The sequence below is a fragment of the Achromobacter sp. SIMBA_011 genome, from assembly GCF_046535435.1.
In the GTDB taxonomy this organism is placed as follows: domain Bacteria; phylum Pseudomonadota; class Gammaproteobacteria; order Burkholderiales; family Burkholderiaceae_B; genus Achromobacter; species Achromobacter dolens.
Genome location: NZ_JAWRWN010000002.1, coordinates 292,901 through 308,136 on the forward strand (window position 1 = coordinate 292,901; position 15,236 = coordinate 308,136).

Consider the following 15,236-nt stretch of genomic DNA (forward strand, 5'->3'; position numbering starts at 1 on the left):
CGGCGGCATCGCCGTGGCGCTGGAGGCTCGGCTCGGCCAGGCCCTGGGGCGGGCCGGGCCGCCCGCCAGCCTGCAGTGCGCGGCCGCGTTGCTGCAAGCGGTGCGTGCCGCCTTTGCCGGCGACCTGCATTGGCTGGCGCTGGTGCCGCAGGTCGAGCCGGGCCGGTCGCGCGACGCGCTGCGCGATCCCGGCCTGGATTTGGCCGACCTGCGCGTGCTGTACCGGGCGTTGCGGGTGGCGTGGCTGGCCGAGCTGGTGTTCGGCGGCGCGGACGGCGCGCGACGCTGGCTCCGCAGCCCCAAGCGGCGCCTGCATGGCCGGGTGCCATTGCTGCTGTGCCAGCACGGCCGCTACGCCGCGCTGATCGAGCAGTGGCTGATAAATATCGACGAAGGAAACGGGCCATGACCGCGCTCTGGCGCTTGAGCAACTGCCAGGACCTCATGCCGCGCGCCCGCCCCGCGGGCCGCTGGCATGCCGCCGGCGCGGCGGTTGTGGTGCTGGACGCCACCCCCGCTGCCGCCGTCTTCGCGCGCCTGGCCCAGGCCGAGGTGGCGCATCCGCGCGCCCTGCCGCGCAGCTATTTCCTGCTGGAGCTGCGGGTGCCCGCGGCGGCCGTGGCCGAACCGCGCCCGCCGGCCGGCTGGCAGAGCGATCTGCAGGCCTCGCGCGCCTTCGGCAACGCCTGGCTGGCGCGGGGCGATACCTTGCTGTTGAAGGTGCCCTCGGCGGCCGGCGGCTGCCAATACCTGCTGAATGCCGACCACCCCCTGCTGGCGCAATGCCAGATCGTGTCGTCGCTCGCCTATCCGTTCGCGCCTCATCTGGCGGGCATCGAGGGCGCCGTGCTGGATGGAGCGGGCTGGCTGGCCTGTGCGCACGACTGACGCGGAGGGCGGCGGCCCTGCCGGCGGCGGGGCCTGCCGCCCGGGACGGCCCCGGCTGGGCATAGAATATGCCGCATCCGTCCCTATTCGCAGGAGCCCGCGTATGACCGCCATTCCCGCTGCCGCCACGTCCGGCGCAGCGCTGCCCGCCGTGACCGCGCGGGTCGACGTCGTTTCCATCCAATCGCAGGTGGTCTATGGCTGCGTCGGCAACAATGCCGCCATGCCCGTGTTCCGCCAGGCCGGGCTGCGCGCCATCGCGCTGCCCACCGTCATCCTGAGCAATACCCCGCACTATCCGACGCTGCACGGCAGCGCGGTGCCGCTGGACTGGTTCGAGGGCCTGCTGCGCGGATTGGACGAGCGCGGCGTGACCGCGGTGGCGCGCGCCGTGGTCTGCGGCTACCTGGGCCAGCCTGGCCAGGCCGACCTGCTGGCGGACTGGCTGCGCGGGCTGCGGGCGGCGCGGCCCGAGGTGCGGGTGCATATCGACCCGGTCATGGGCGACCGCAACGACGGCCTGTACGTGGATGCCGGGCTGGTGGCGCAATACCGCCGCAGGCTGGTGCCGCATGCCCACGGCATGACGCCCAACCATTTCGAGCTGGAGCAGATGGTGGGCCGGCCGCTCGCCTCGATCGACGAAGTGGCGGCGGCCGCGCGCGAACTGATCGCCGAGGGGCCGGAATGGATCGTGGTCACCAGCGCCGCGCCGCAGACGGCGGCGCCCGGCACCCTGCGGCTGGCGGTGGTGACGGCTGCCGACTGCGTGGTGCTGGGCCACCCCGAGATCGCCATCCCGCCCTCGGTGCATGGCACGGGCGACGTGTTCATGGCGGCCATCACCGCGCGGCTGCTGGCCGGTGATTCCCTGGAAAACGCGGCGCGCGACGCGGCCGCCGCCGTGACCGGAGCGCTGGCGCGCACCCGCGATCTCGGCTGGGAAGAACTGGCGGTGGAAGGTTGACGCGGGCGGGCCGCCGCGCCCGCCGTGTCTTGCTCAATACGTCTTGTAGGGCAGGAACTTGCCGCTCATCACGATCTGCACGCGGTCGCCCTTGGGATCGGCCTCGCGCGTCAGGTCCATCTTGAAGTCGATGGCGCTCATGATGCCGTCGCCGAACTCTTCGTTGATGAGCGCCTTGAACGTGGTGCCGTAGACGTTGATCAGCTCATAGAAGCGGTAGATCAGCGGGTCGGTGGGCACCGTGGTGGGCAGCGAGCCCTTGTAGGGCACCACCTGTAGCTGCACCACCGCGTCGGCGGGCAGGTCCAGCAGGCGGGCGGCGGCCTGGGCCTGTTGCTCGGTCAGGGTCATCTGGCCCAGCAGCGCCGCGGTGGTCCATTCCTTGCTCTGGCCGACGGCCTCGGCGATGGCGGCCCAGGACAGCTTCTTTTCCAGGCGGCGGGTGACGATCAGTTCGGTGACTTCGGCGCGGGACATCATGGGGGTTCACTCCTTATGGGAAGCCTTGTCGACCAGGAAGTCGACGAGATGGTTGCGGATTTCGTAGTAGCGCGGCTCGTGGTGCAGGCTGGCGCGGGTGCGGCCGCGCGGCAGGTCCACCTCGACCGACTCGGCGATGCGGGCATGGGGGCCCGCGCTCATCAGCAGGATGCGGTCCGACAGCAGGATGGCCTCGTCCACGTCGTGCGTGATCATGAAGACGGTCTGGCGGGTTTCCTGCACGATGGCGCGCAGTTCGTCCTGGATGGTGCCGCGCGTCAGCGCGTCGAGCGCGCCGAAAGGCTCGTCCAGCAGCAGCATGCGCGGCTGGATGGCGAAGGCGCGGGCGATGCCCACGCGCTGCTTCATGCCGCCCGACAGCTCGCACGGCTTCTTGTCGGCGGCGCGGGCCAGGCCGACCATGTCCAGGTAGCGCAGGCTGTGCTCGCGCACCTGGGCGCGGGAATAGGCCGGCCAGCGCGAACGCACGCCGAATTCGACGTTCTGCAGCGCGCTCAGCCAGGGCAGCAGGGCGTGCGCCTGGAACACCACGCCGCGCGCCAGCGACGGGCCGGCGATCTCGCGGCCGTCCATGATGACGACGCCTTCGCTGGCCTCGTCGATGCCGGCCAGGATGTTCAGGATGGTGGTCTTGCCGCAGCCCGAATGGCCGATCACGCAGACGAACTGGCCTTGTTCGATGCCGAAGTCGATGTTCTCGAACACCGGCGCCGCCGGCCGGCCGTCGCGGCCCGGGTAGCGCTTGGCCAGCGCCTGCACTTGCAGAAAGGGTGGGCTCATGGCGTTCACTCCCGGTAGCTGACCAGCCGCGCGGCGCGCGCCAGCACGGTGTCCAGCAGCATGCCGATCAACCCGATGAAGAGGATGGCGCAGATGATGTTGGCGATGGACAGGTTGTTCCATTCGTTCCAGACGAAGTAGCCGATGCCGGTGCCGCCGATCAGCATTTCGGCCGCCACGATCACCAGCCAGGCAATGCCGACCGAGATGCGCATGCCGGTCATGATGGTGGGCGCGGCCGCCGGCAGGATCACCAGCAGGGCGGTGCGCAGCCGCGACACTTCCAGCGTGCGCGCCACGTTCAGCCAGTCCTGCCGCACGGCGCCCACGCCGAACGCCGTGTTCACCAGCATCGGCCAGAGCGAGCAGATGAAGATCACGAAGATGGCCGAGGTGTCGGCGTCCTTGATGGTGTACAGCGCCAGCGGCATCCAGGCCAGCGGCGAGATCGGCTTGAGCACCTGGATGAACGGGTCGAAGGCGCGGTAGACGGTCCTGGACATGCCGATCAGGAAGCCCAGCGGAATCGCCACCAGCGCCGCCAGCAGGAAGCCGGTCAGCACCCGCGCCACCGAATACGCCAGTTGGATGCCGATGCCCTTGTCGTTGGGGCCGCGGTCGTAGAACGGATCGCGCAGGTGCTGCCACAGCCGGGCGCCGACCTCGGCCGGGCCGGGGAAGGGCGTCTGCGAACCGCTGGCGGCGGCGTTGCCAACCAGCGCCGCATAGGCCGGATCGACCGTCGCCGCGCCCGCGGCGGGGCGGGTGGCGACGTGCCACAGCAGCAGGAACAGCAGGAACAGGATGACGGACAGGAAGGTCGCCCGCCAGGGTTGCACGGCCCGCATCAGCTCCTCCGGATCTTGAAGCTGGCCAGGTAGGCTTCGGGCTGGGCGGGGTCGAAGGGCTTGCCCATCACGCTGAAGGTCTTGGCGGCGTCGGTGGGCGGGGTCAGGCCGGCCTCGCGCATCAGGCGCAGCGCGTCGGTCGCCAGGAACACCTCATTGGCGACTTTCTGATAGTCGACATCGCCTTTTATCTGGCCCCAACGCTTCATCTGCGTCAGGATCCACACCGCGAACGAACCCCACGGCATGGGATCGAAGTCGATGCGCTGCGGGTCTTTGAGCACGTTGCCCAGGCCGTCGGCGTAGGTGCCGGTCAGCACCTGTTCCACCACCGTGACCGGCTGGTTCAGGTAGTTGGGCGCGGCGATGGCTGCGGCAATCTCCTTGCGGTGGGCCGGGTCGCGGGCGTAGGCGGTGGCCTCGATGATGGCCTTGAGCAGGGCCTGGTAGGTATTGGGCTGGGCGGTCACGAATTCGCGGCTGGCCGAGAACGCGCAGCACGGATGGCCGTCCCAGATGGCCTTGGACAGGGTGTGGATGAAGCCCACGCCGTCATAGACCGCGCGCTGGTTGACCGGGTCCGGCGCCAGGAAGCCGTCGATGTTGTCGGCGCGCAGGTTGGCCACCATTTCGGGCGGCGGCACCGAGCGGATCTGCACATCGGTATCCGGATCCAGGCCATGTTCGGCCAGGTAGTAGCGCAACAGGTAGTTGTGCATGGAATAGTCGAACGGCACCGCGAACTTGAAGCCCTTCCAGTCCTTCGGATCGCGCCGGTCCTTGTGCTTCATGGACAGGGTGATGGCCTGGCCGTTGATGTTCTCCACGGCGGGCATGGTCCATGGCACGGCGCGGCTGGCGCCCACGCCCATCGAGATGGCCAGCGGCATGGGCGACAGCATGTGCGCGGCGTCGTACTCGCCGGACATGGCCTTGTCGCGGATCAGCGCCCAGCCGGCGGTCTTGACCACTTCCACGTCCAGCCCCTGCTTGCCATAGAACCCCATCGGGTGCGCCATGATGATGGGCGTGGCGCAGGTGATGGGGATGAAGCCCACCTTCAGCTTCTGCTTCTCCAGCGGGCCGCCGGATTGGGCAAAGGCCTCCTTGGCGGCCGCCAGCGGGAACAGCGCGGCGACGGCGGCCATGGCCGTGCCCCCGCCGACCGCGCGCAGGAAGCGGCGGCGCAGCGCGTCCTGCGGGAACAGGGCGCGCATGACGGCGCCTTCCACCGCGCGGTCAAAGGCGGCGTCGCCGGACGCCGCGCCAGCGCGGGCCTCCTGGCCGTCCGCCGCCGCGCGCGCGTGCTCGGCCTGGGAGGCATGGCGGCCGCAGGCGCAGGCCAGGCGGCTGGCGGGATCGAACGGATTGCTGAACAGGGACATGGAGGCCTCCAGGGTTCGGAATGCCTCCATCTTGGGGCGCGCCGCCGGCGCCCGGTATCGCCGGTTCGACGATATCCATGTAGGGGGCGCACTACACGGTGCGCGGCCGCGCCGGGCCGGTGCGCGTGGCGCTCAGCGCGCACCCAGGTGGTGCGCGCGGGCGTAGTCCACCAGCTCGACCAGCGTGCGCACGCCCAGCTTCTCGAAGATGCGGGCGCGGTAGGTGGAAATGGTGTTCACCGACAGCGCCAGTTGCTCGCCGATGGCCGACACCGATTTGCCGGCCGCCAGCAACTGCAGCACCTGGAATTCGCGGTTGGACAGCAGCTCGTGCGGCGGCCGGGTGCTGTCCTGGCGCACGGTGTGCGCCAGCAGTTCGGCAACGGTCGGCGTGACGTACATCCGGCCGGCGGCGGCGTTGACCAGCGCCGCCAGCAGCTCGTCTGGATCGCAGCCTTTGTTCAGATAGGCATGGGCGCCGGCGCGCAGGGCCCGCACCGCGAACTGCGATTCCGGATAGACCGACAGCATCACCACGCCCAGCGCCGGATGGTCGGCGCGCACCGTCTTGAGCACGTCCAGGCCGTCGCGCTCGCCCAGCGCCACGTCCAGCACCATCGCGTCGAAGAGCTCCTGGCGCAGCGCGCGCAGGGCGGCGGGGGCGTCGGCGGCCTCCCGCACCAGGCCCACGCGCGGGTCTTCCTGCAGGATGCGGGCCAGGCCGCGGCGGATGATGAGGTGGTCGTCGACGATCAGCAGGTTCAGGGGCATGGCGTCGTCTCCTCAGGCCGCTTGCGGGTTCAGGCGCAGGCGGGCGCACAGGCCGGCGCCGGGCGCGCTGTCCAGCTCCAGGTCGCCGCCGATGGCGCGGGCCCGTTCGCGCATGCCCAGGATGCCGAAGGTCTGGCGCGTCTCGGGCAACCGCATGCCCACGCCGTCGTCTTCCACTTCCAGCAGCAGGCCATCCTCGCCCCAGACCGCGCTGACGCTGACGCTGCGGGCCCGCGCGTGGCGCTGCACATTGGTCAGCAGTTCCTGCACGATGCGGTAGACGGCGATTTCCGCCTCGGGCGCCAGGCGGCGGCTTTCGGTGTCGGGCGGGCACAGGTAGCGGCAGCGCAGCCCGCTGCGCGCCTGCAGGTCCTGCAGCAGCGTTTCCAGCGCCGCCCACAGGCCCAGGTGGTCCAGCACCACCGGCCGCAGGTCGTTGAGGATGCGGCGGGTGGCGTCCATGGCCGTCTGCGTCACCTCCAGCATGCGGTCCAGGTGGGCCTGCAGGGGCGGCTCGCCCGCCAGTTGCCGGCGCAGCCAGTTCAGGTCCAGTTGCAGCGCGGTGAACGAGGCGCCCAGGTCGTCGTGGATATTGCGGGCGATGTGGGCGCGTTCCTGCTCGCGCAGCGTGCTCAGGTGCGAGGCCAGCCGCCGCAGCGATTCATGGGCGGCGCTGAGTTCGGCGGTGCGCACCTGCACCCGCGCTTCCAGTTGCGCCCGGGTGCCTTGCAGCTCGCGCTCGATGCGCTTGCGCGCGCTGATGTCCGAAAACGTCACCACCGCGCCCACCACCTCCTGGTCGTTGCGGATCGGGTACGAGGCATACTGCGCGTCGAAGCAGGAGCCGTCGCGGCGCCACAGCACCTCGTCGTCGACCCGTTCGCCGCGGCCGTCGCGAAAGGCCTTGAAGATGCGGCAATCGTGCACCGGCATCAGGCTGCGGTCGGCGTGGGAATGATGGATCAGGTAATGCATGTTGCGGCCCACCACCTCGTCGGGGGTGTAGCCCAGCATGGCGGCGCCGGCGCCGTTGATGAAGATGCAGCGGCCGCGCAGGTCGATGCCGTAGATGCCCTCGCCGGCCGATTCCAGCAACATTTCCAACTGGCGGCGCCAGGCCGCGTGGTGCGACAGATGTTTCAGATCCGCGAACATAGCCTTTCGACGGGCCTGGCCGGCCCGATTCCCCTGGTTCGGGCGATTTCCGCCCTGTTTTTCCTTTCCGGGCAGTGTACGGCAGGCCGGCGCGGTTATCGCATTTATCAAACACACCGTTCCACCAGGCCGAACAAGCCGCCCGCGGCAGGCGGGTAAAATCAGCGGTTGTCCACCACGCTGGGAGCCAGAGTGCAGCCGGTCATTTCAGTTCAAGGCCTATCCAAGCGATACGCCTCGGGATTCCAGGCGCTCAAGAGCGTCGACCTGGAGATCCAACGCGGCGAGATCTTCGCCTTGCTCGGCCCCAACGGCGCGGGCAAGACCACGCTCATCAGCATCATCTGCGGCATCGTCAACCCGACCGAGGGCCGGGTGCTGGCCGACGGCCACGACATCCTCACCGACTACCGCGCCGCCCGCAGCGCCATCGGCCTGGTGCCGCAGGAGATCTCCACCGACGCCTTCGAAAGCGTGTGGAACACGGTCACCTTCAGCCGCGGCCTGTTCGGCAAGCCGGCCAATCCCGAATACATCGAGAAGGTGCTGCGCGACCTGTCGCTGTGGGACAAGAAGGACAGCCGCATCATGGCCCTGTCCGGCGGCATGAAGCGGCGCGTGATGATCGCCAAGGCGCTGTCGCACGAACCCAAGATCCTGTTCCTGGATGAACCCACCGCCGGCGTCGACGTCGAATTGCGGCGCGGCATGTGGGACATGGTGCGGCGCCTGCGCGAGAACGGCGTCACCATCATCCTGACCACCCACTACATCGAGGAAGCCCAGGAAATGGCCGACCGCGTCGGCGTGATCCGCAAGGGCGAGATCATCCTGGTCGAGGAAAAGAACGCGCTCATGACCAAGCTGGGCAAGCGCCGCCTGACGCTGACGCTGAAGGCGCCGCTGCCGGGCATCCCGACCGCGCTGGAGCCGTTCCACCTGGAAATGTCTGCCGACGGCCGCCAACTGGTCTACACCTACGACAACCAGGGCGGCGGCCAGATCTCCGGCCTGCTGCGGCGCCTGACCGAGCTGGACATCGAATTCACCGACCTCAACTCCTCGGAAAGCTCGCTCGAGGAAATCTTCGTCAGCCTGGTGCACGGACAATCATGAATTTCTACGCAATCCGCGCCATCTACCGCTTCGAAATGGCCCGCGCCTGGCGCACGCTGATGCAGAGCGTGCTGTCGCCGGTCATTTCCACCTCGCTGTACTTCGTGGTGTTCGGCTCGGCCATCGGTTCGCACATGGTGCAGATCGACGGCGTCAGCTACGGCGCCTTCATCGTGCCGGGCCTGATCATGCTGTCGCTGTTGACCCAGAGCGTGGCCAATGCTTCGTTCGGCATCTACATGCCGCGCTTCTCGGGCACCATCTACGAGATCCACTCGGCGCCCATCTCGTACCTGGAGATCGTCGCCGGCTACGTCGGGGCGGCGGCCAGCAAGTCCATCATCCTGGGGCTGATCATGCTGGCCACGGCGCGCCTGTTCGTGCCGTTCGAGATCGCGCATCCGTTCTGGATGCTGGGGTTCCTGCTGCTCACCGCCGTCACCTTCAGCCTGTTCGGCTTCATCATCGGCGTGTGGGCCGACGGCTTCGAGAAACTGCAGATCATTCCGCTGATGATCATCACGCCGCTGACCTTCCTGGGCGGCACCTTCTATTCCATCAAGATGCTGCCGCCGTTCTGGCAGGGCGTGACGCTGTTCAATCCGGTGGTGTACCTGGTCAGCGGCTTTCGCTGGGCGTTCTATGGCGTGGCCGACGTCAACGTCACGGTCAGCGTCGCCATGACGCTGGTATTCCTGGCCGTCTGCCTGGTGGTGGTGCGCTGGATCTTCAAGACCGGCTATCGCCTGAAGACCTGAGCCTGTCCGTCGGCCGCCCGCCGGAGCAAGGGGGGCGGCCCGAGCCAGGCGCCCGCGTGTGCGCTAGGCGCCAGCGCCGGACCGGCTACGCCGCCGCCACGGGCGCCTGGCGCGCCAGCCCGCCATGGGCATCGAGCAGCCGCTCGCGCCACGCGGCCACCGGATCGTCGGCCGCCAGCAGTTCCAGCGCGCTGGTGCAGCGCGCCCACATGAAGAAACCGAACACCGCGTAATCCGCATAGGCCGGCTGCTGGCCGGCCAGGTACGGCTGCCGCGCCAGCGTCTGGCGCAACGGCAGCAGCGAGGCGCGCAGGGCCGCCAGTTGTTCCTCCCGCAACGCGGGCAGGTCTTCGAGCGGTCCGAAGCGCTTTTCGCGGGTATGGCGGAAGTAGTCCTTGTCCTTGGCGTCGATCAGGGCGTGGATCTCCGGCAGCAGCAGCCGCGCCAGCGTCGGCACCAGGGTGGTGTCGGCCCAACTGTTGGCGAACAGGCTGAGCGCGCGGCCGGTGTCGCCGCCGAACAGCGAGGGGCGTTCGGGGAACGTGTCTTCCAGGTAGCAGGCGATCTGCCACGAATCGCTGATCACGTGGTCGCCGTGCACCAGCACCGGCACCAGCTTCTGGCCCGAGAATTCGATCGCTTCCTTGTCGGTGAAGCGCCACGGCACGGTGTTGGCGGCCAGGCCCTTGTGGGCCAGCGCCATGTGCGTTTTCCAGCAATGCGGGCTGAAGCGCAGCGTCGGATCGGCGCCGGCCAGGTCGTACAGGGTGAGATCGGGGGTCAAGATGCCGCGCTCCTTGAAGGGTTCCCCGGCAGGATACCCCCAAGGCGCGCTGAGCGGGGAGGGGGGCCTACTGCACGGTCGCGCCGGCCTTGCCCATGTTCATGAGGCGCTGCTTGAGCTGCGGATCCTGCTGCACGGCGCGGCCGATGCCGTTGAATTCCTCGACGGACAGGCCGTCCGCCTGCACCAGCTTGACCATCTTGGCGTCCGCTTCCTGGATCACCTTCTGCTTGGCCGCGTCGGTCTTGGCGGCGTCGACCTTGGGCCGATATTCGTCCACCACGCCCGACACCTTCTGCGAGGCCGAGGCAAAGCGCTGCAACTGCTGGTCGGTGGGTTGCGCGGCGGCGGGCGCCGTCGGCGTCTGGCTGGCGGGCGCGTTCTGCGCCAGGACGGGAGCACCGGACAAGACGGCCGCGGCTAGCACGGCCGACAGGATTGCGGTTTTGGAACGCTGCATGGAAACCTCCTAATTCCGGGTGAATGTCCGACCATGATGACAACCGGCCCCGGGGCGGTTCAAGTTTCGCAATGTGTTTTCCTGTGTCGGCGGACCACGATGGCGCCGGGCCTGCGCGGGAGGGGCGCCCCGGGCGGGCGGCGGAAATGTTTTGCCCGCAACTTCGTGACATTGCGCAAGCGGATCGCAGGCCGGGTGTCGGCGGCGGGGGGCGCCGCTGCCGCGCCGGAGCCGTCAGGGCGCCAACTGCACCGCCGTGTACACGTGTCCCTGGCCCTGCCGGTAACCGCAATGGAACGACTGGCCGCGCCGGAAATCCGCGCCGGCATCGCGCTGCAGCCGCAGCACCAGCCGCTGCGCCGTCACGTCCGCATGCACCACGGCCAGGTCGCTGAATTCCAGCGGGCAGCGCGTCAGCGGGAACTGGCACTTGTAAAGCGCTTCCTTGGCCGAGAACACCAGCGTGGCCCAGACGGCGCGGGGCAGGGCGCCGGCCACCAGGCCGTGCTCATCGGGCAGCATGCAGACGGCTTCGATCGCTTCCAGCGCATCGGCGCCGGCGATCGCTTCCAGGTCGATGCCCAGGCCGCGCGTGTCGGCGAGGCGGCCCACGGCCACGCCCAGCAAGCGCCGGCTGTGGCTGATGGAGCCGACGAAGCCCTCGGGCCAGCGCGGCGCGCGGTCCACGTCCGCGCCGACCTGCACGGTGCGCGCGCCCAGCCCCGCCAGCAGCGTTGCGGCCAGTTCGCGTCCCGCCTGGTATTCGGCCTGGCGGCGCGCGGCGGGGTCCGGCGCGTCATCGGCCGGCAGGGGTTGCACGCGTTGGGCAATGCGGCCGGTCAGGACAAAAGGCGCGTAGGGGGCGGGCAGCGGAGTCAAGGCAGGGCGCCATCGGGTGGGATGCTCCGATCATAGGCCATCGCCGCGCCGCTGCGCTCAGGCCAGCGCCATGCTCAGCAGCACCAGCGCCAGCAGCGCGACGTAGACGCGGGCGTGCCATTGGTCCGGAATGCGCGGGATCAGCGGCGCGGCCAGCCGGATGCCGGCCAGCGACCCCAGCGCCAGCGCTGCGAAGGCCAGCAGGTCGACATAGCCGATGATCCAAGGCGCCAGCGGCGCCGGCAGCGCCCGCGCCGCCGCCATGTAGGCCAGCGTGCCGACAATCGCCACCGGCAGCGTCAGCGGATTGGCCATGGCCGCGGCCTTGGCCATCGGCAAACCGCGGCGGCGCAGCAGCGGCACCGTCATCACGCTGCCGCCGACGCCCAGAAACGTGGCGATGACGCCGATCGCCACGCCGCCTCCGACCGTCACGCCGTGGCCCAGGGGCCGCGCCGCGCGCGACTCCCGCTGCGCCATGAAGCCCTGGCGCAGCACGCAGTCGAGAATGGTCACGGCCAGATAGGCGATGAAGGCATGGCGCACCAGGTCGCCGCTGGCGCGGGTGGCGGCCCAGGCGCCCAGCAGCGCGCCCGCCCCGATGAAGGCGGCCAGCGGCCAGACGTAGCTGCGCACGATGTTGCCGGCGCGCTGGTGCCTGCGGGTCGCGGCCACCGAGTTGACGATCATCACGCAGGTCGAGGTCGCCACCGCGATGTGCATGGCCGCCTGGCCGATGGCGTCCTGCGCGCCATGGGTGGCGGTCAGCACGCCATACAGCACCGGCACCACCACGAAGCCGCCGCCAAAACCGAACAACACCGTGGTCACGCCGCTCAACGCGCCGAACAGCGCCAATGTCACGTACAGCATTTCATGCGTCCTTTCCGTGAAACCGCCACGATAGGGCGGCTGGCGCTGGCTTGCTTTCGAGGATTGGACAATAATGTTTGCGTTCCGGCCACGTCCCATCATGCGAAACAGCCACATTGATCAGCACGATCGCCTCGACCGCGCGGTGGTTGCCATCGGCAACGACTACCCGCCCGGCCACCTGCTGCCGGCGCACACGCACCGCCGCGCGCAACTGCTGTACGGGGCCACCGGCGTCATGCACGTCGTCACCCGCGACGGCAACTGGGTGGTGCCGCCGCAGCGCGCCGTGTGGATCCCCGCGGGCGTGGCGCACCAGGTGCGCATGCAGGACGTCAGTACGCGCAGCGCCTATATCGAGCCGGGCGCGGCCCGCGCCGGCAGCGCCGCCTGCGAGGTGGTCGAGGTGTCGCCGCTGCTGCGTCAGTTGCTGCTGGCGGCGGTCGACATGCCTGCCGACTACGACCCGGCCGGCCGCGACGGGGCGCTGGCGGCGCTGCTGCTGCACGAGGTGACGCGCGCGCCGGTGCTGCCCCTGCACATCCCGCTGCCGCGCGACAAGCGCCTGGCGCCGCTGTGCCGCGCCTTCGTCGCCGCGCCCGACGTGCGCCAGTCGCCCGAGGCCTGGGCCGAGCGCCTGCACATGAGCCCGCGCACCTTCAGCCGCCACTTCCGCCAGCAGACCGGCATGGCGTTCTCGGCCTGGCGCCAGCGCGCCTGCGTGGTGCTGGCGCTGGCGCGGCTGGCCGCCGGCGCGCCGGTGACGGCGATCGCGCTGGACTTCGGCTACCAGAGCCCGGCGGCGTTCTCGACCATGTTCCGGCGCGTGCTGGGCCGTCCGCCCACGAGTTATCTGCACCCGGCCGACTAGGGACGGCTGCGGGCGTGCCGGCACGGCCCTGGGGGATTCAGCGCCGCAGTTTCATCGACACATCGGTATGCGTGCCGCGATCCAGGTCCGCGCCCAGCGGTTGCGTCCACAGCGGCAGCTTGAGCAATTCGTTGCCGACCTCGCCCGATTCGATGCGCTGCGCGATGTCATCGAGCAGCAGCGTGCGGGTCGCGAATCCGCGCCCTTGCAAACCGCGTGCGAACAGGCGGTAGGTCAGGTTGGGTTCGGCGCCCTTCATGACGCCCAGGTCGAGAATGCGGCCATGCTCGTCGCGCAGCAGCAGGTGGCCGGGGCGGGCGTAGATGCGGTAGATGCGCCACGGCGAGGACACCGCGGCATGTTCGCGCGGGCGCTCGGATCGAGCCGGCGCGTCGGCCGGCGCGGGTGTGGCGGGCGGCAGCAGTTTCACGCAGGCGTTGGCGAATCTGGCAATGGACCTTCCGATGCGACTCACGGTCGTCTTCCTCCGGGATGGCGATACGGCGAGGAGACGCGCGTTCAAGCACCACCGTTGCAGCATACGCGCTTTATCTACCGCAGCGGGCATTTGCGCAGAGAGTTACGTAATTGGCCCGAATGCCGCCTCCCTCGGGTCCGATATATCACAAAAGTGATCAATAGAATCACGTATCGGCCTGTATCGGCCTGGATGTTAATTGGAAACAGCCGTTGACTTTCGCCTGTCGGGCACCCATAGTGGACTTGCAGCTATTCGAGCATCGTGATCAACGTCCGGTATCGCGCCCCTTCTGGCGCCTCATTGTTCGCCATCCCTTTCCTTGATTGGCTCCCTTCCCGGGCGCTGCCCGCCATGCAAGGAGTGAAATGATGGAAACCGGAATTGTGAAGTGGTTCAACGACGCCAAGGGCTTTGGCTTCATCATGCCCGAGAACGGCGGCAAGGACCTGTTCGCGCATTTCTCCGAGATCGTCGGTGACGGCCACAAGGCGCTGGTCGAGAACCAGCGCGTCAGCTACGTCACGGCGCAAGGCGCCAAAGGCCCGCACGCGACGCAGATTCGCGCAATGTGAACGACGGCCCCGCAGTGCGGGGCCATCGGTTCAGACAGGAGGACACATGTTCCATAACAACATGGTCTACAAGGGCTACCGGCTGATCGCCAGCGTATCCCGCATTTCCGTGGCGGGCAGCCCCCGTCCCGCCTTCACCGCGACCGTGGGGGTCGAGCTGGCCGCCGATTGGCACCGCCTGCACGACCCGCACCTGGTGCCGTTGTTCGCGGCCGGCGGCTTCGTGTCGTCGCCAGTCATGGCGGTGGATGCCGCCATCCATCACGGCCGCCAGTTGGTCGACGGCTACGTGCGGCCAGCCGCGCAGGTGCCCGCGCGCTAGCGCGGCGCGTCGACAGGGCGTGGCCTGAACGCGTTCAGGCAGCGCCCGCGCCGTACCACAGCACGGCGAAGAAATGACAAACGGTGCCGGCCAGCACGAACAGGTGCCAGACGAAGTGGCCATAGCGCCAGCGGTTGTCGAACACGAAGAACACCACGCCGCCGGTGTAGGCCAGCCCGCCGGCCAGCAGCCACCACAGGCCGCCGCTGGGCACCAGCTCGAGCATCGGCTTGACGGCGATGACCACCAGCCAGCCCATCGCCAGGTACAGCCCGGTGGACAGGGCGGGGCGGTCGAGCCGCTTGCTCGCCTTCAGCCCCACGCCCAGCAGCGCCATGCCCCACACCAGGCCGAACAGCGTCCAGCCCCAGGGACCGCGCAGCGCGCCCAGCGCGAACGGAGTATAGGTGCCCGCGATCAGCAGGTAGATGGCCGAGTGGTCGAGCACATTGAACAGGCGCTTGGCGCGGTTGTCCGGCAGCGCGTGGTAAATGGCCGACGCCAGGTAAAGCAGGCACATGCTGGCGGCAAAGATCGCCGCGCCGGCGATAAACGCGGCATCGCCCTGGCGCGTGGCCGCGACGATCAGGATCGGGGCGGCGGTCAGCGCGCCAGCCGCGCCCAGACCGTGGCTGACGGTGTTGGCGATTTCCTCTCCAAGGGTCTGGCGGCGGTCATTCGGGAACATGGTGTGCGGAGCGAGCGAGAATTGTAGTCAGGGTTTTCACCATAAGGGTTTTGCGTCGCCGCCTCAAGTCGGCCGGAGGCGCAGGGCGGCCCGCCTTGATTTTCTGCAAACCCGGCCGCTGCGGGGGCGCTCGAAAA

At 69.1% G+C, this 15,236-nt stretch carries 20 protein-coding genes; 8 read left to right on the top strand and 12 right to left on the bottom strand.

Features of this window, described 5'->3' with window-relative positions; translation table 11 throughout:
- The first annotated feature begins 13 nt into the window (after nucleotides 1-13).
- From SB816_RS08525 to pdxY, 3 genes are all read left to right on the top strand, one after another.
- Nucleotides 14-409, top strand: coding sequence for an MbcA/ParS/Xre antitoxin family protein (locus tag SB816_RS08525; protein ID WP_231133071.1), 396 nt, complete (start codon nucleotides 14-16; stop codon nucleotides 407-409).
- Nucleotides 406-888, top strand: coding sequence for an RES family NAD+ phosphorylase (locus SB816_RS08530; RefSeq protein ID WP_064528639.1), 483 nt, complete (start codon nucleotides 406-408; stop codon nucleotides 886-888). The genes SB816_RS08525 and SB816_RS08530 overlap by 4 nt, the downstream gene beginning before the upstream one ends.
- A gap of 103 nt (nucleotides 889-991) precedes the next feature.
- Nucleotides 992-1,855: a pyridoxal kinase gene (gene pdxY, locus SB816_RS08535; protein ID WP_410546807.1), complete on the top strand. Its 864-nt coding sequence runs from the start codon at nucleotides 992-994 to the stop codon at nucleotides 1,853-1,855.
- A 33-nt stretch (nucleotides 1,856-1,888) separates the two neighbouring features.
- Here pdxY and cynS read toward each other — a convergent pair whose 3' ends face one another.
- From cynS to SB816_RS08565, 6 genes are all read right to left on the bottom strand, one after another.
- Complete coding sequence (cynS, locus tag SB816_RS08540; RefSeq protein ID WP_045953619.1) at nucleotides 1,889-2,332, bottom strand: cyanase; 444 nt, start codon at nucleotides 2,330-2,332, stop codon at nucleotides 1,889-1,891.
- Between the two features lie 9 nt (nucleotides 2,333-2,341).
- The gene (locus tag SB816_RS08545) at nucleotides 2,342-3,136 is read right to left on the bottom strand and encodes an ABC transporter ATP-binding protein (protein WP_054485296.1); all 795 of its coding nucleotides are present in this window, start codon (nucleotides 3,134-3,136) and stop codon (nucleotides 2,342-2,344) included.
- Between the two features lie 5 nt (nucleotides 3,137-3,141).
- Complete coding sequence (gene ntrB, locus SB816_RS08550; RefSeq protein ID WP_006386105.1) at nucleotides 3,142-3,984, bottom strand: nitrate ABC transporter permease; 843 nt, start codon at nucleotides 3,982-3,984, stop codon at nucleotides 3,142-3,144.
- Nucleotides 3,984-5,369 carry a CmpA/NrtA family ABC transporter substrate-binding protein gene (locus SB816_RS08555; protein WP_410546808.1) on the bottom strand — a complete coding sequence of 462 codons (1,386 nt, stop codon included), beginning with the start codon at nucleotides 5,367-5,369 and terminating at the stop codon, nucleotides 3,984-3,986. Before SB816_RS08555 ends, ntrB begins: the two co-directional genes overlap by 1 nt.
- 132 nt (nucleotides 5,370-5,501) lie before the next feature.
- Nucleotides 5,502-6,140: a response regulator transcription factor gene (locus SB816_RS08560; protein WP_064527905.1), complete on the bottom strand. Its 639-nt coding sequence runs from the start codon at nucleotides 6,138-6,140 to the stop codon at nucleotides 5,502-5,504.
- Between the two features lie 12 nt (nucleotides 6,141-6,152).
- Nucleotides 6,153-7,295: a PAS domain-containing sensor histidine kinase gene (locus tag SB816_RS08565; RefSeq protein ID WP_054502926.1), complete on the bottom strand. Its 1,143-nt coding sequence runs from the start codon at nucleotides 7,293-7,295 to the stop codon at nucleotides 6,153-6,155.
- Nucleotides 7,296-7,487: 192 nt separating this feature from the next.
- Between SB816_RS08565 and SB816_RS08570 the strand changes: the two genes are divergently transcribed.
- Nucleotides 7,488-8,411 carry an ABC transporter ATP-binding protein gene (locus SB816_RS08570; protein WP_026383041.1) on the top strand — a complete coding sequence of 308 codons (924 nt, stop codon included), beginning with the start codon at nucleotides 7,488-7,490 and terminating at the stop codon, nucleotides 8,409-8,411.
- Entirely contained in the window at nucleotides 8,408-9,169 is a 762-nt protein-coding gene (locus SB816_RS08575) for an ABC transporter permease (protein ID WP_006386110.1), read from the top strand. Before SB816_RS08570 ends, SB816_RS08575 begins: the two co-directional genes overlap by 4 nt.
- A gap of 85 nt (nucleotides 9,170-9,254) precedes the next feature.
- Here the strand turns inward: SB816_RS08575 and SB816_RS08580 are convergent, their stop codons facing one another.
- The 4 genes from SB816_RS08580 to SB816_RS08595 form a co-directional block, all read right to left on the bottom strand.
- Complete coding sequence (locus SB816_RS08580) at nucleotides 9,255-9,953, bottom strand: glutathione S-transferase family protein (RefSeq protein ID WP_064527898.1); 699 nt, start codon at nucleotides 9,951-9,953, stop codon at nucleotides 9,255-9,257.
- A gap of 67 nt (nucleotides 9,954-10,020) precedes the next feature.
- Nucleotides 10,021-10,413 (bottom strand): DUF4168 domain-containing protein, encoded by a 393-nt coding sequence (locus tag SB816_RS08585; protein ID WP_054502923.1) that lies wholly within the window; start codon nucleotides 10,411-10,413, stop codon nucleotides 10,021-10,023.
- Nucleotides 10,414-10,647: 234 nt separating this feature from the next.
- On the bottom strand, nucleotides 10,648-11,292 hold the full coding sequence (locus tag SB816_RS08590; RefSeq protein ID WP_343719274.1) for a 4'-phosphopantetheinyl transferase: 645 nt from the start codon (nucleotides 11,290-11,292) through the stop codon (nucleotides 10,648-10,650).
- 57 nt (nucleotides 11,293-11,349) lie between these two features.
- On the bottom strand, nucleotides 11,350-12,165 hold the full coding sequence (locus SB816_RS08595; protein WP_144654802.1) for a sulfite exporter TauE/SafE family protein: 816 nt from the start codon (nucleotides 12,163-12,165) through the stop codon (nucleotides 11,350-11,352).
- 100 nt (nucleotides 12,166-12,265) lie between these two features.
- Here SB816_RS08595 and SB816_RS08600 point away from each other — a divergent pair, with 100 nt between their 5' ends.
- The gene (locus tag SB816_RS08600; protein WP_064527926.1) at nucleotides 12,266-13,036 is read left to right on the top strand and encodes an AraC family transcriptional regulator; all 771 of its coding nucleotides are present in this window, start codon (nucleotides 12,266-12,268) and stop codon (nucleotides 13,034-13,036) included.
- A gap of 37 nt (nucleotides 13,037-13,073) precedes the next feature.
- Here the strand turns inward: SB816_RS08600 and SB816_RS08605 are convergent, their stop codons facing one another.
- Nucleotides 13,074-13,511, bottom strand: a complete 438-nt coding sequence (locus SB816_RS08605; protein WP_144654803.1) for a hypothetical protein — start codon at nucleotides 13,509-13,511, stop codon at nucleotides 13,074-13,076.
- A 374-nt stretch (nucleotides 13,512-13,885) separates the two neighbouring features.
- Here SB816_RS08605 and SB816_RS08610 point away from each other — a divergent pair, with 374 nt between their 5' ends.
- Entirely contained in the window at nucleotides 13,886-14,089 is a 204-nt protein-coding gene (locus SB816_RS08610; RefSeq protein ID WP_006385404.1) for a cold-shock protein, read from the top strand.
- Between the two features lie 46 nt (nucleotides 14,090-14,135).
- Nucleotides 14,136-14,411, top strand: a complete 276-nt coding sequence (locus SB816_RS08615; protein ID WP_054502919.1) for a hypothetical protein — start codon at nucleotides 14,136-14,138, stop codon at nucleotides 14,409-14,411.
- A 34-nt stretch (nucleotides 14,412-14,445) separates the two neighbouring features.
- Here SB816_RS08615 and trhA read toward each other — a convergent pair whose 3' ends face one another.
- Nucleotides 14,446-15,099 (bottom strand): PAQR family membrane homeostasis protein TrhA, encoded by a 654-nt coding sequence (gene trhA / locus SB816_RS08620; RefSeq protein ID WP_410546809.1) that lies wholly within the window; start codon nucleotides 15,097-15,099, stop codon nucleotides 14,446-14,448.
- Between the last annotated feature and the right edge of the window lie 137 nt (nucleotides 15,100-15,236).